Genomic DNA, 14,369 nt, shown 5'->3' on the forward strand with positions numbered 1-14,369 from the left:
ATGCATTTGGCCGTATGCGATGCCCCTACCAAATTTGATTCCTTTCCTGCCCCATCCTTCTAACAATCCCAAAAAAGAAAATTATTCTGTGAAAGCTGAAGATCTTTTGTCTGATGTCTATTGTCTGATGTCTAAAAACAAAAAGCCCCCGTTTTAAGGCGGGGGTTTTTGTTTTTATTTAGTTGCATCCGGAAGGAGAATAAACTTATAGAAGTCTTCTTCTTTCAGGTACTTATTTGCGGCTTCTTTGACAGACTCCACGGTTACTTTATCTAGTTCTTCCAGATAACGGGTAACATTGGTTGGATCCGTTTGATTCTGAACTGAACCAAGTATTTCACTTGCCCAGAAACCATTTTCCCTTAGGCTTAATTCCAACTGACGCTTTTCTTCAATCTTGAACTTATCCAGATCAACCTGTGATGGACCATTGGCTTTTAACTTTTTGATCTCATCCATGGATGAGTTGATCAAGGAAGGGTATTTGTCCACACTTGTTCCAAAAACGATCAGGAAGGAATATCTTGGTTTAGGGAATTTACTGTAGGAGAACCTTGCTCCAGTTCCATAAACACCACTTTCTTCCTCGCGAAGGCGCTCGATCAATTTATTGGTTAGAATAGTCTCCACAGCGCTTGCATTGATGTTCTCCTGCTCATTATAGGTATAATCTCCATATAAGGTCAAACGAACCATGGCCTTCGCCTCTTTACCTTTATTTACGATTTTCTCAACTCCCTTATTTTTTTCATAAAGGTTCAGGTCCTTAGGCTTTTCAGCACGGTTTGTTGTTGGCAATGAAGCAACATATTCTTCTAAATATGGTTTGATTTCTTCCTCAGTGAAGGAACCAACAATCACAAAAGTAAAATCAGAAGCATCGGCAAATCTATCTTTATAGATCTCTAACGCTCTAGCTTGGTTCACTTTATCAAGTTCGTTAATACCATAAGGAACACGACGGATGCTATTTCCATAAAGCGTACGCTGTATAGCATCACTGTAAACGAAGTTTGGATCGTTGTCACGGTTTGCCATCATGTCCTTTTGCTTGCTAATGGTACTTTGGAACACATCATCCTCAATTCTAGGCTCGGTAAAGTATCCATAGACCATTTCGAAGGCAGTTTTCAAACTCTCCTTGTCTGTAGCACCTCTCAACCCTTCAGAACGCTCCGTAATGTAAGGGCTAATGTTGACTTCCTTGCCGGTCAAGCTTTTCTGCAATTCCACGGTATTCAATTGTCCGATACCTGAACTGTTCACTAAATTTCCAGCAAAAGTTGCAGACATATAATCAGCATCTGAATATAATGAAGTACCACCTGGGCTATAAGCAGAGATCATGATTTGATCATTCTTGAATTTGGTTGGTTTCAATAAAACCTTAACGCCATTGCTCAAGGTCAATTCCTTGGTTTCAATGCCGTCGATAGATTTTTCAGATTTAATCGAACCCTTCACTGGCGTCTTAGATAACATTGGTAAATCAGAAACCTTATCATCATACGGTTTTAGATCTTCCTTTTCGATAGCTGCAAACCATGAATTTACAGCGGCTTCTTCAGGAAGTTTGTCTTTCTCTGCATCCGGAGCCAAGATCAAAACATCTCGGTTTATATCCTTATAGAATTCCTTACCAACTGCTTCCACCTCTTTTAGGGTCAATGTCGGTAATAATTGTTTCGTGATTTCATAGCGATCCTCATTGCTCAATGCCGGACCATCCTTCAAGAAATGGTTCAGATAAGCATTTACATAGCTATCTGACTTTCTTTTGTCACGCTCCACATAAGAAGTCTCATTATTTTTCGCAATTGAGCTGACAGCGCGTTTAAATTCAGTTTCTGTAAAACCAAACCTTTGGAAACGGTCCAATTCTCTGACCACTGCTTTAAATCCTTCTTCGAACTGTCCAGGTTTAGAAACGAAAAATGCACCTAAATTATCCAATCCGCCAAGGAATCCCGAGATATCCACACCACCTTGAATGAAAGGAGGATTAGCAGATTGACTCAATTCACTGTAACGGGCATTGATCATTTGGTTAAAGACATCCTTCAATAATTCTCTTCTATAGTCTTTGACCGTGCTTACCTTTTCTTCTGGGTGCTTGATCATGATCTGACCAACCGTATAGGTCATTTCTGGATCTGTTACCTTAATGAATTGGTTCTTGTTTAATAGATCAACCTTGTATTCTGTACGCGGTTTGATGGTCTTAGGAACCTTCATGTCCGAGAACAATCTTTTCACTTCCGCCTCCATCTGCTGAGGATCTACATCCCCTACAATAATTAAAGATTGCAGATCAGGACGGTACCATTCAGCATGGAAATTACGGATTACCTCCGGATCAAAATTCATGATCACCTGTTCCGTTCCGATTGGAAGACGATCTGCATAGCGCGAGCCATTTAACATCACCTTGATGTACTGATCACGCATACGTTGCTGAGCGCCTCTACCACCACGCATCTCTTCCATGATTACGCCACGCTCCTTATTGATCTCGTCGGTTTCCAACAAGGCATCCTGTGCCCAATCACGCATTACCTGTAATCCATTTTTTAACAATTCAGGATCATCAGAAGGAATAGGCAATTGATAGACAGTTTCATCAAAACTGGTATAGGCATTCAAGTCCGATCCAAAACGGACACCTGCTTTTTGCAAATAGTCAATCAAATCATTCTTAGGGAAATGTTTAAGACCATTAAAGTTCATGTGCTCCATAAAGTGCGCCAATCCCAATTCCTTTTCATTTTCCAGGATAGAACCGACTTTCATCGCCAAGTACATGGTCACACGTTTTTCCGGTTCCGAGTTTTTGCGTATATAGTATTGAAATCCATTTGCTAACTTGCCTTTAATAACATCTTTATCAAATGGCAATTTAGCGTCCCATTTCAGCGAGTCATTCATCAAGATGACCTTCGCCTCTGGGTTAAAGTTTGTTGGCACATAAGCACTAGCCATTTCTGTTGCAAAAGGCAATAAAAATGCTAATGCCAAGGGTTTTAGAAGTTTCATAATTTCAAAAAAAATTTACTAGAATGGTTACTAAATTATATTTGGAAAGCAATCTACAATAAATTTATTTAGCTTTAAAACAAATCTTCTATTCAAACTATAGAATTATATATTTTTAACAAATGGATTGGGAACTGACAAAAAGGGATTTTAAACGTTACTTATTATTGGAAAGAGGATTGAGTGACAATAGTATTGCAGCCTATTTAAATGACGTCCAAAAACTTCAGAGTTTTGCCGAATTACAACAAATTGAACTGAAGCAATTCCAAACCCAACATATACAGCAATTTCTGCAATGGATCAATGAATTCGCCGTTTCCGAATACACCCAAGCCCGACTCCTTTCTGGCATTAAGACTTTCTTCGGATTCCTTCAGATTGAACATGGCTTTCCAAATATTCCAGCTGAATTGATCGAGTCCCCTCGCCTTTCCAGAAAAATCCCTGCTGTTCTCAGTATCCAAGAAATCGACGAACTTATCGCTGGCATTGATCTTTCATCGCCAGAAGGCATGCGGAACAAAACCATCCTCGAAATCCTATACGGATGTGGACTTCGGGTCTCTGAACTTTGCAACCTCAAAATATCGAATCTCTTCCTTGATGTGGAGTTCATAAAAGTGGAAGGAAAGGGAAATAAAGAACGACTTATCCCAATAGGTCAGCAAGCGATCAAGTTCCTAAAGCTTTATTTGGACGAGATCCGTGTACATCAGGTAATCAAACCTGGCAAAGAAGATTATGTTTTCTTAAATCGCAGGGGCGCACCATTGTCCCGAGTCATGATCTATTTGATCATTAAAGACCTCGCCAATAAGATTGGTCTGAGCAAAGAGATCAGCCCCCACACCTTTCGCCATAGTTTTGCCTCCCACCTGGTTGAAGGTGGTGCAGACTTAAGGGCAGTACAGGATATGCTTGGCCATGAGAGCATTACGACTACCGAAATTTATACTCACATCGACAAAGAATACCTACAAAGTGTAATTACCCAGTTTCACCCTAGGTCATAATGCAACAAAGTTTAATTTAATTTGCAACAGCATTGCATTTAACTTATCTTTGCACTGTGATTAGATTATTGAGGTCGTATAAACAGGTAATATCATCCTTATGGATTGGCATCATGTTCCTTTCCATCAGCCTGATCGTTTTGCACCGCCATGATCATTCCCATGAAAACCAAGATGCCTGCGAAGTAAACCATAAACATCAGCACGATCATTCCCACGGAGAGGACTGTCACTATTGTTTTCTTTTCTTTCAGCAAGGCATACAGATTGAAAACCCCTTCCATTGGGAATCTAATCCGAAAGGTTTTCTATTAAATAGCATTCAAAGCATCCTAGTTTTTGAAGCTCCGATATTGGAACCCAAATCCAGCAAAAGCCTCCGGGCCCCTCCCTATGACTATTTTACCACAAACGTGTAATATATAGCATTTAATACCCTTTTTTTATAACAATACATGTTGAAATATGCATGGACTGTGCTCATCCTATTTCTAATAAATAGCGCTGTAGCTCAGGACAACTCCAATCAATATATAAAAGGTATTGTCATGGACGAGCAGGATCAGCCGATATTTGCAGCAAATATCAGTATCCAAAACTCCGACATCAGTACCTCATCCGATATCCATGGAAACTTTAAGATCAAGGTTGGCCAAGGACATCAGCATCTTACGCTAAAAGTTACGGCCTTAGGCTATGAAAACTTTGAACAACCCATCCATGTGGATAACGATACAGTACTGAAAATCAAGCTAAAAAGCTTTACCGAGAAAATCGATGCTGTACATGTTTCTGCACAGGTTGAAGAACAGCGAGCAGCCGTAAGGGCTAAGCTCGATAAGGAACAGATCGAAAAAAGCAAAGGTAAGTTAGCCGCTGAAGTCTTTTCTCAGCTATCGGGTGTTTCCATCCTTAATTCAGGCCATTCTGTGGCAAAACCGGTCATTCATGGTTTGCATTCCAACCGGATCATCCTCCTGAACAACGGAGTGAAACAGGAAGGACAGCAATGGGGAATGGAACATGCTCCAGAAATGGATCCCTTTACGGCAGATGAATTTGAAGTCATCAAAGGTGCACAGGCAGTTCGCTATGGCGCTGATGCATTGGGTGGAGTTTTGATCGCGAAAGCACAGCAAATCGACCCTAACAAATTCCAAGGCCGAGCCGATCTTATTGCCCAGTCCAATGGACGCGGTGGATCTGCCAACTTACAATTACAAGGCGGAATTAAATCCATCGAAGGCTTAGCTTGGAAACTTCAAGGTTCAGGTAAAAAACTTGGCGATAGCAGGATTCCAAATTATATATTGGGAAATACCGGCGTTGAAGAGATCAATTTCTCCGGAACGGTACAGTACCGCAAGGAAAACAATTTCTTGGAAGCATATTACAGCAGATTTTCAACTGAACTGGGGGTTTTCTATGGTGCCCATATAGGAAGTATCGAAGATATCTATGCGCGGATAGAAAATGGGGAACCATTTGAAAAATACGATTTCAGCTATAAGATCAATGCCCCTAAACAAGATGTAACCCATCAATTAGGGAAATTAAAATATCAATACAAACTGAACAGCGGACTTCAACTGGAAGCCCAATATTCTTTCCAGCAGAACCATAGGAAGGAATTTGATATGCGCAGAGCAGTTGCAGACAATATTCCCATGTCGGATATGGTATTGACCACACAACAACTCGAAGTGATGCTGAAGGCTAAATCGCATAGTTTTGGGATCGATCTAGGTAACCAGGTAAACAATAATACCGCCGGAACGGGTACCACTCCTATCATCCCTAACTTCGATAACTATTCCCTGGGCATTTTCGGGATCCATCAATTCCAATTCGACAAATGGCTATTGGAAGCAGGTTGGCGCTACGACTATCGGTATTTCGACGCAGCAGGATATCGTTATAAATATACCGATAAAGAACAGTCAGTCCCTCAGCAATATTTGTTGGAGGATACGCGAAGCTTCCATAACCTCTCTGGCTCCATTGCCGCAGCGTACAACATCAATCCTACTTGGCAATACAAAAGCAGCATTGGCCTTGCTTGGCGTGCGCCTACGGCCAACGAACTGTACAGCGATGGTGTACACCACGGTGCCGGCATCTATGAAATCGGAAACTTGGACCTCAAAGCAGAGCAAGGATTAAAATGGGTTCATTCCATTTCCCATAAATCTGAAACTTTAGCCTTGACAGCAGATGTATTTGGACAATATATCCATAACTATATCTACGCTGCGCCAAATCCAGATTCTGTGCGCCAGACCATCCGTGGTACCTTTCCAGTATTTAGTTATGGACAGGACAAAGCGCTATTCTATGGTGCAGACCTTCAATTGAAATGGAAGTTTATGCCAATCCTTCAATACACCCTGCAAGCTAGCCTAGTCCGGGCCAAGAACATCAGTACCGACACTTTCTTGCCCTATATCCCTTCAGACAGGATACAAAATGCCGTACAGTGGTATTATGCTGGTCCTGAAAAAGGATATATTAAGCTGAGCCATGAGTATGTAGCCAAACAGAATAGGTATACTGAAGGAACGGATTACGTTGCTCCTCCAGCTGCATACCAATTATTTCATGCATATATTACACATCCACTAACTATTAATAAACAACAGCTCCAACTTTCCTTGGCCGTTGAAAATCTTTTCAATACAAGCTACAAAGATTACATGGACCGTTTTAGGTACTATGCCCACCGCCCAGGAAGGAATCTTATTCTATCACTTAACTATAAATTCTAAAAAAATTACATCATGAAATCAAACATCTTTATTTTATTCATATTAGCTTCTTTCTTCACTTTCCAATCTTGTTCTAAAGATGATCCTACTCCTGAAGTAGACCAAGAAGAAGTAAGTGCAGCTACCTTGACCTTTACCGAAGTGGAAGCTGAAAAACACGATGACCATTACCACTACCATGATATCGCTAATCCTGAAATTGAAAAAGTGGAGTTTACAGGCGAGAAATTCCTTCCACCAGTTGGCGCTCATGTTCATTTGGAAGTAGGTAAATCATACCGATTCAACCTCATGGTTAAGGATTTCGCAGGTCGCGAAAGTCAGCAGACCTTCATCGACCGTGCCGATCAGCATTTTGCATTCCTTTTAGGAGCGCCAGCAGGTACCCTTGCAGCTGAATACAGCGACAAGACAGCTGATGGAAAAGCCGCTAACGTAGGTGTTACAGGTTATATCACCGTTTTGAAAGCTTCAGACAGTTTTACCTTCCGTTATTTGATGCGTCACTTAAACCCTGGCGTTAAGAATACGATCAATCCTAAAACTGACATCTTCAATCCAGATTTCAACAAATTCGGTGGTGCAAACGACCTAGACCTTAAAGTGGAATTCCACCTTGTAGCAGAAGACCACGAAGGTCATTAATATATTGAGAGGCTCAAAATCAATAGCTTGCTAAAATCAGCAGGCTATTGTTATATAAAACCCATAAAAAGTATTATTTTTGGCGAGCCGCCTTCGTAGTTCAATGGATAGAATGTTAGATTCCGGTTCTGATGATGTAGGTTCGATTCCTACCGAAGGTACTGAAAAAAGCCGCTTTGAGCGGCTTTTTTAGTGTTTAGTAGGGAGTATTAATTATTTAGACTCCTGCCAAACGAAAACTTTTCCAAATTGATAAAAATTGGAAACAGGACCTTAACCTTTATCTTTTTATATTTAGCCAATACTTGCAGCCTTAATTCTGACCTCATTCGAGACATATATTGAAAATTCGCAAAATGAGCAATAGTATTCCAATACTATTCCCGAATCATTCTCGAACATGCCTCGAATAAAACCCCTACTATATCCCCAAATTTTCAGTCAAAAAAACAGGGTTATTTTATCATTTTATGAGCAGATCCTTCTAATATTTTAAAAACAAACCTTCTCCATGGCAAGAATATTCTCCAAAAACTAGGGGTATAAAAAAAGGACCAACTTGGTCCAACATGTCTAAATACTAATTATTCTAATCAAAAACCCCTAGCGAGGCTGACATCTTTGTAGAATGTTGTAGCGTCCAAGGGATAACCCACAGCGTGGGTGAAATATTTTTCTGCAAATCTTTCTAAAGAAAATAGTTTCCTCATCTTACGATTACGGAATGACAACGATCCCTAAAAAATAAAAAATAGATTCTTCGCTGTGCTCTGAATCCCTCTCAGGAATATCCATTTCTGAACGGAAAGTGAAGAATCTGTACGAGAATGCCTCTACCTGCTGTCATTATCCATCGAAGATGGATGACCTGTTCGCCAGTTCAATCATTGTTTGTATGGTTCCGAGAACCTTCGTGCCTCAGGTTGACACCGGAAAAGGAAAGCTTTTATGCGACATTCTACCCTAGAAGGGCAGAATTATTTTAGAAATGGTATCGAACAAAAGGCTTAATGCAAAAAGATGTTCGATTAATCGAACATCTTTTTGCGCTATCTCTAGGCTAACCTGACATGTTAGCTCAAATAATGGAATCGCCATGAGGTCCTATATCAAAAATTTTAAAAGCTAATTTATGCGTTCGCTAATTTACGCTTGCTTAGTTCCAACAAAAAACCCTCAACCATTTAATGGTGAGGGAGTTTGTTCTGTGCGCCCACCTGGGCTCGAACCAGGGACCAAAAGATTATGAGTCTTCTACTCTAACCGACTGAGCTATAGGCGCAGTTTTTGTGCTGTTAAAATGGGTATAGGATACCCGTTTTGACGATGCAATTATCGATATTTGAGACGAGAAAACAAAATTTTTATATGCAAAAAGTTAAAAATGTTATTCTGGATTATGGAAATGTAATCTTTATGATTGACTTTCCTAAAGTGCGTCAAGCCTTTATGGATTTAGGGATTAAAAACGTGGATGATTTTTTTGGACATCATGGTCAGGACTCTTTGTTTGATGCTTTTGACAAAGGTGAGATTTCTGTTCCGGAGTTTCGGGATGGCGTCCGTAAAAAGGCCGATCGATACGATTTGAGCGATGAACAGATAGATACCGCATGGAATTCCTTGTTGCTTGGTGTACCAGAAGGAAAGCACGAAATCTTGGAGAATCTAAGGGACAATTACCGTACTTTCCTTTGTAGCAATAATAATGAACTGCACTATGCATATTGCATGAACCATATCCAGGAGAAATATGGCGTCCCAAGCAATGATGTGTTTTTTGAACGGACATATTATTCCCATTTAGAGGGATTACGCAAGCCCGATGCTGCGATTTTTGAACGCGTATTGGAGCAGAACAATCTAATTCCTGAAGAATCGCTGTTTGTTGATGACAGTCCGCAACATTTGGAAGGAGCCAAAAAGCTAGGTATCCAGACAGTTCTGTGCAGCGCAGAGAGGCCATTGGAGCAGATTGTTGCTGACTTGAAATTATATTAGAATTACCTTGCGTAATGTCATTGCTTTACTTATCTTTGCAGACCAAGAATTTTCACGACGGAAGGAGGTATACAAAAAAGCTATGATTATTGTAAATGTAAAAGAAGGAGAATCTCTAGATAGAGCATTAAAACGTTTCAAGAAGAAATTCGAGAAGACTGGTGTTTTAAGAGAATTACGTTCGCGTCAAGCTTATGAGAAAAAATCTGTTGCTCGTCGTATCCAAGTTAAGAAGGCTATTTATAAGCAATCTTTAAATCAAGATAATGCGTAATGATATAAAAAAAGCTGCTCAAGGGCAGCTTTTTTTTATTCTATATAGTTGAGCGTTTTCCAGCGAACATCAACTTTGATTTAACCTAAAATACTTCTGCTCCCCTGCAGGATTTAAGTCACAAATAAGCTATCCTTTTCCATTGTCACCAGAGGAATACAAGATCTCAGAGAGGGATTCAGAGTAAAACGAAGAATCTATTTTTATTTTTTTTAATGATCGTTGTCATCGTAAGATGAACAATCTATTTCAAATGATTGTGGATAGTTCCGAGACCCTTCGGGGCTGCCCTCAGGGTGACACAAAAAGGTATAGAAAAATATTTCACCCCCTCCAGGGGTTATCTAAACAAGCTTCTATCTCCTCATTCATTTCAGAAATAATTGGTTTCCTGAAATCCGGCAAATCCCAATTCCTTTAAATTTTCAGTAGCTTTGATTTTATCCTATAAAAAATATGTTAATTATCGATTCATCTTCTATTGATGCATATTTCAACATTGCGCTAGAAGAATATTTACTTTACAAATATCCTACTGAGCCTATATTTCTATTGTACATCAATGCACCTGCAATCATTGTAGGAAAGTTCCAGAACACTTTGGCAGAGATCAATCTAGAATATGTTCAGGAGAATGGTATTAAAGTGGTTCGGAGGATGTCTGGTGGAGGGGCGGTGTACCATGACTTAGGGAACCTGAATTTTTCTTTCCATACTAAGTTAATTGAAGAAGAGTTTATGGACTTCGCTAAGTTCACTCAGCCAGTACTCAACGTACTACATCAGTTTGGAATCCCTGCCCGCTTGGAAGGACGAAATGACCTATTGGTGGATGGCAAGAAGTTCAGTGGGAATGCAAAGCTTGCCAAAGCTGGTAAGATGATCCAACATGGCACCATATTGTTTGATTCGGAGATGAGTATTTTGGCGGATGCTTTGAAGATAAATCCATTAAAGTTTCAGGATAAGGCCGTAAAATCCAATCGTTCAAGGGTGATAAACCTGAAGGAATACTTACCTGAACAAGTGAGCATAGATCATATTAAACAAGCCTTAATCGATCAGATGATGATTGATGATCCTCAAGCGAGGGTTTATGAACTGACGGATGAAGACGTGAAAGCTGTAGAAAAGTTAATCGCTGAAAAGTATGGTACTTGGGATTGGAACTTTGGTTTTTCGCCCATGTATAACTTCAAGAATGCGATCAAAGTACCATCTGGATTTATAGAGCTCCATATGGATGTTTTACAGGGCGGAGTGATCAATGCGGTAAAGATCTTCGGAGATTTCTTTGCCTCTAAACCTATTGAAGAATTGGAAAACAAGCTTGTTGGAATCAATCACAATGAAAATGATATTCGGGTTTTGCTAAATTCTGTTGATCTTACATCTTATTTTGGTAAGGTGACGGTGGATGAAATCATCTCTATATTTAGGTAGATGGAATGCTAGGCTGTGGCGATGAGAATTTAAGATTCAGGTCAACACATCCCAATCTATAATCATAACAGCAAAAATATTTATATGGAAATAAAGGTAATAACGGGCAGCGTCGATGTTCATGCCAATGAAAAAAATACTGGTGGAATAAAAATAGAGGCAAAGATAAAAGCCTACATTGAGGAAAATAATATCAAGGACATAAAGAATGTGCTTCCTGTTCAGGTTCAATGGGTAAAAGATACCAATGCATATTACACCCTTTTTTATTCCGTTACATTAATAATTTAATAGAAAATATGGAGGATAAGGTATTTACATAATTTCATGTCTTGAATCCTTATAAAAAAGAAAGCCTTTCAAGGATGTCCTGAAAGGCTTTTTCTATTGTTTATGGTCTTATTTAGAGCTGTAAAACTCATTAATAAAACTTTTACTTCTTTTTCAATTTCTGCAAACGATCTTTTGCTTCAGGGATGATATCATCATCGCCTTCGTAATTTTCAATAACACTCTCCAAAGTACTTCTTGCCTGAACAGCATCCCCTTTGCGGGCATAGGTATCAGCAAGCAGGATAAAGCTCTTTGCAACCCAATAATCATTGTTATCCATGTTATTGATTACATCAAAGGCTGATTCCTGTGCTTTTGTGTATTGTTTCTTGGCATATTGTAATTCAGCTACACGGTACCTAGCTTCTGCACTGGCTGTAGCCTTACTTTTCAGTGCTGCCAGATTCAGCTCCTTCAAAGCAGACTCTGCATTCCCTTCTTTCTCATAGGCTTTGGCGCTATAGAGATGGGCGGTTGCAATTTCTGCCTCGGTTGCATTATTGTAATTCTTGATCAGTTCCACATAATTCTGCATCTGCTCATAGTCACCGATTTCATAATAACAGATCATCAGGTTGGTAATGGCATAGCCATAGTTATCCTTATAATCTGAATTGAGTTCCAGTTTTTTGAGGTGCACGATAGCTTCGTTGTATTCCTTCAGTTTCAGGTACAGTGCAGCGACAGTCATCAAGGTTTTCTCGGTGTACTGGCTTGTCCAGTCATTCAGAATGATGTTTAGGTCATGCAAGGCTTCCTCAGGTCGGTTCGTATGATATAAACTCACCCCTCTGATGTATCGCGCATGTTTCTCTTGCCTAGGTTTCGGAAATTTATCAAAATAGGCATTGATGGCTTCCACAGCTGGACCATATTGCCCTCTGTTGAATAAGGTATTACCGGCTTGAAAAGCTAGGTTATCCTGTTCTGCTGGACTCAGGTCAGTGATATTCGTACTGGTAGCATATTGGATATAACTGGTAGCATCACCTTGATCAAGATATATATTTTCTATGGATAGCAATGCTTGTGAGGCCTCACTGGTTTTAGAGTAATCCTTTACAATTTTCTGAAAGGTAGCCATTGCAGCTTCGGAATCGTCTTTATTGTATTGGACAAGCCCAATGGTCATCAATGCTCTCGGAACATAGCTACTACGAGGATATTTTTCGATCATCTTCTGCAAACCTTCGATTGCAACATCGTAATCACCTTTCACGAAATAGATATATGGGATTTCAAAGGCCACATCATCTGCATAATTGGATCCTGGGAATTTCTCCACTACTGAACGCAAAGTATTGAGCTTGGCTTCATTGTCACCCTGCAATCCTTGGATAATACCATGTTGGAACAAGGCATAATCCTGATTTGGAGCCTTTTCATCGATCAATTGATCGTAGTATTCATTGGCTTTTCCATAGTTTCGCATGGACAGATAAGAATCGCCTAATCGTGCAATCACATCAAATCGGGTGTTTTTATCCAATCCCCCTCCTTCATATGCAAGAAAGCGTTCAAAGTACTGCGCCGCCACACTATATCTGTTGATACGGAATGCTGAGTATGCCAAGGCATAATTTGCATAATTGTACACAGAGGTTTGCTTGGCAACGGGCAACTGAAGGAATTTGGTAAAGTTATCGACCGCTTCACCGTATTTACGGACCTCGTACATGGCTTCTGCCTTCCAATAGGTAGCTAATGCTGCCATTTCTTTATCAAACGGGTATTTCTCGGAACGCATGAACATGGAAATACTGTTCTCGAAGGCACGCTCATTGTAAAACTCCAACCCTCTGTAATAGGTTATCTTCTGGTAGACCCTATCGGCAACCTCTTCCCTATTGTCGAATGATTCCAACAGGTAAACAGCGACCTGAAAATTGCTGGAACCCGCCAAAACCTTAGCCATTCTTACTTCTGTAGTCTCTGAACCTTTCTCCTCTTTGTCAAGATTGTCATAGGTCATTTGAATAAATTGCTGCAGGGGAACTAAGGAGGCTTGGACAGAGTCCAGGTCATATAAGATTTTAGCGTAGTTATATAGCGCATCTGCCTTTAGATCTTCGTCGAAACTAAGTCTTGAAGCTTTATAGAAAGCGTCACGAGCGCCTTGTTTATCTCCGCTTTCTTGAGCCATATAGCCTAAGGCGATAATGGAGCTTTGATAAAATGCATCTCCCGGCTCTACTTTTTTCAGAATGGAAGTCGCTCTTTCAAATTCCTTACCCCTATAGGCAATAATACCGATCCTGTTGTTGTCAATATTGCTGCCCTTAGCATTTGGATATTTCTGCGGAAGAGGAAAGTGATATGGCTCCTTGAAACCATTCTTCTTAAAGTACATACTTGCGGCAATCTGGCGAAGTTCGACCTCTAAAGCTTTCCGGTCGATGTTCATCTCCGGACTCCTTCGCATCTTTACTGCATCGGCCAACATTGGACGGTAATCCCTAACCACCTCAATGGAATCCATATCCTGTGGTTTAGTTCTTTCCAATGGTTTGGTAGGCACCTGCTCCTTTTTCTCTTCTTGCGCATAGCCTGCAACCAGCATAACGGAAAAGGTTCCGGTAAGTATATATTTTAAGTAATTATTGCGAATCCTCTGTTTAAGTATCATTGTTCGTCCGTATTTCATAGCTTTCCCAAACATTCTTTCCTGATGGAAATAATAATGATTTATGTTCTCCCCCTAAAGTGTGATACCCAAAACTAAAAAATTCAATTCACATTCAGGGGGATTGTCAAGAAATAGGCAAACTCAATGCCAATATATTTACATTTGGAACAAAAGGAATTATTTCTCTATATAGATTAAAATCAAGAATTATTATAACAAAAATAGCCCCAACC

10 protein-coding genes and 2 tRNA genes are annotated in these 14,369 nt (G+C 40.0%); 8 read left to right on the plus strand and 4 right to left on the minus strand.

Features of this window, described 5'->3' with window-relative positions; genetic code table 11:
* Positions 1-174: 174 nt before the first annotated feature.
* The gene (locus tag NMK93_RS11145) at positions 175-3,033 is read right to left on the minus strand and encodes a pitrilysin family protein (RefSeq protein WP_254527290.1); all 2,859 of its coding nucleotides are present in this window, start codon (positions 3,031-3,033) and stop codon (positions 175-177) included.
* A gap of 122 nt (positions 3,034-3,155) precedes the next feature.
* Here NMK93_RS11145 and xerD point away from each other — a divergent pair, with 122 nt between their 5' ends.
* Positions 3,156-4,049, plus strand: coding sequence for a site-specific tyrosine recombinase XerD (xerD, locus tag NMK93_RS11150; protein WP_254527291.1), 894 nt, complete (start codon positions 3,156-3,158; stop codon positions 4,047-4,049).
* Between the two features lie 98 nt (positions 4,050-4,147).
* Here xerD and NMK93_RS11155 read toward each other — a convergent pair whose 3' ends face one another.
* A complete protein-coding gene (locus NMK93_RS11155; RefSeq protein WP_254527292.1) occupies positions 4,148-4,333 on the minus strand; it encodes a hypothetical protein in 186 nt (61 codons plus the stop codon).
* A 171-nt stretch (positions 4,334-4,504) separates the two neighbouring features.
* On the opposite strand from NMK93_RS11155, the gene NMK93_RS11160 reads away from it, so the two are divergent.
* The 3 genes from NMK93_RS11160 (at position 4,505) to NMK93_RS11170 (ending at position 7,620) form a co-directional block, all read left to right on the plus strand.
* Positions 4,505-6,814, plus strand: a complete 2,310-nt coding sequence (locus NMK93_RS11160; RefSeq protein WP_254527293.1) for a TonB-dependent receptor — start codon at positions 4,505-4,507, stop codon at positions 6,812-6,814.
* Positions 6,815-6,826: 12 nt separating this feature from the next.
* The gene (locus tag NMK93_RS11165; protein ID WP_254527294.1) at positions 6,827-7,459 is read left to right on the plus strand and encodes a hypothetical protein; all 633 of its coding nucleotides are present in this window, start codon (positions 6,827-6,829) and stop codon (positions 7,457-7,459) included.
* Between the two features lie 89 nt (positions 7,460-7,548).
* A tRNA-Arg gene (locus NMK93_RS11170) sits at positions 7,549-7,620 on the plus strand.
* Between the two features lie 1,047 nt (positions 7,621-8,667).
* Here the strand turns inward: NMK93_RS11170 and NMK93_RS11175 are convergent.
* Positions 8,668-8,741: transfer RNA gene (locus tag NMK93_RS11175), tRNA-Ile, on the minus strand.
* Between the two features lie 86 nt (positions 8,742-8,827).
* Here NMK93_RS11175 and NMK93_RS11180 point away from each other — a divergent pair.
* The 4 genes from NMK93_RS11180 (at position 8,828) to NMK93_RS11195 (ending at position 11,468) form a co-directional block, all read left to right on the plus strand.
* The gene (locus tag NMK93_RS11180) at positions 8,828-9,460 is read left to right on the plus strand and encodes an HAD family phosphatase (protein WP_254527295.1); all 633 of its coding nucleotides are present in this window, start codon (positions 8,828-8,830) and stop codon (positions 9,458-9,460) included.
* Between the two features lie 82 nt (positions 9,461-9,542).
* Positions 9,543-9,734 carry a 30S ribosomal protein S21 gene (gene rpsU, locus NMK93_RS11185; RefSeq protein ID WP_093097788.1) on the plus strand — a complete coding sequence of 64 codons (192 nt, stop codon included), beginning with the start codon at positions 9,543-9,545 and terminating at the stop codon, positions 9,732-9,734.
* A gap of 456 nt (positions 9,735-10,190) precedes the next feature.
* Positions 10,191-11,177 (plus strand): lipoate--protein ligase, encoded by a 987-nt coding sequence (locus NMK93_RS11190; protein WP_254527298.1) that lies wholly within the window; start codon positions 10,191-10,193, stop codon positions 11,175-11,177.
* Positions 11,178-11,261: 84 nt separating this feature from the next.
* Complete coding sequence (locus tag NMK93_RS11195; RefSeq protein WP_185216512.1) at positions 11,262-11,468, plus strand: hypothetical protein; 207 nt, start codon at positions 11,262-11,264, stop codon at positions 11,466-11,468.
* Between the two features lie 142 nt (positions 11,469-11,610).
* On the opposite strand, the gene NMK93_RS11200 is transcribed toward NMK93_RS11195, so the two are convergent.
* Complete coding sequence (locus tag NMK93_RS11200) at positions 11,611-14,136, minus strand: tetratricopeptide repeat protein (protein WP_254527299.1); 2,526 nt, start codon at positions 14,134-14,136, stop codon at positions 11,611-11,613.
* Positions 14,137-14,369 lie beyond the last annotated feature (233 nt).

This window comes from Sphingobacterium sp. LZ7M1 (genome assembly GCF_024296865.1).
GTDB lineage: Bacteria > Bacteroidota > Bacteroidia > Sphingobacteriales > Sphingobacteriaceae > Sphingobacterium.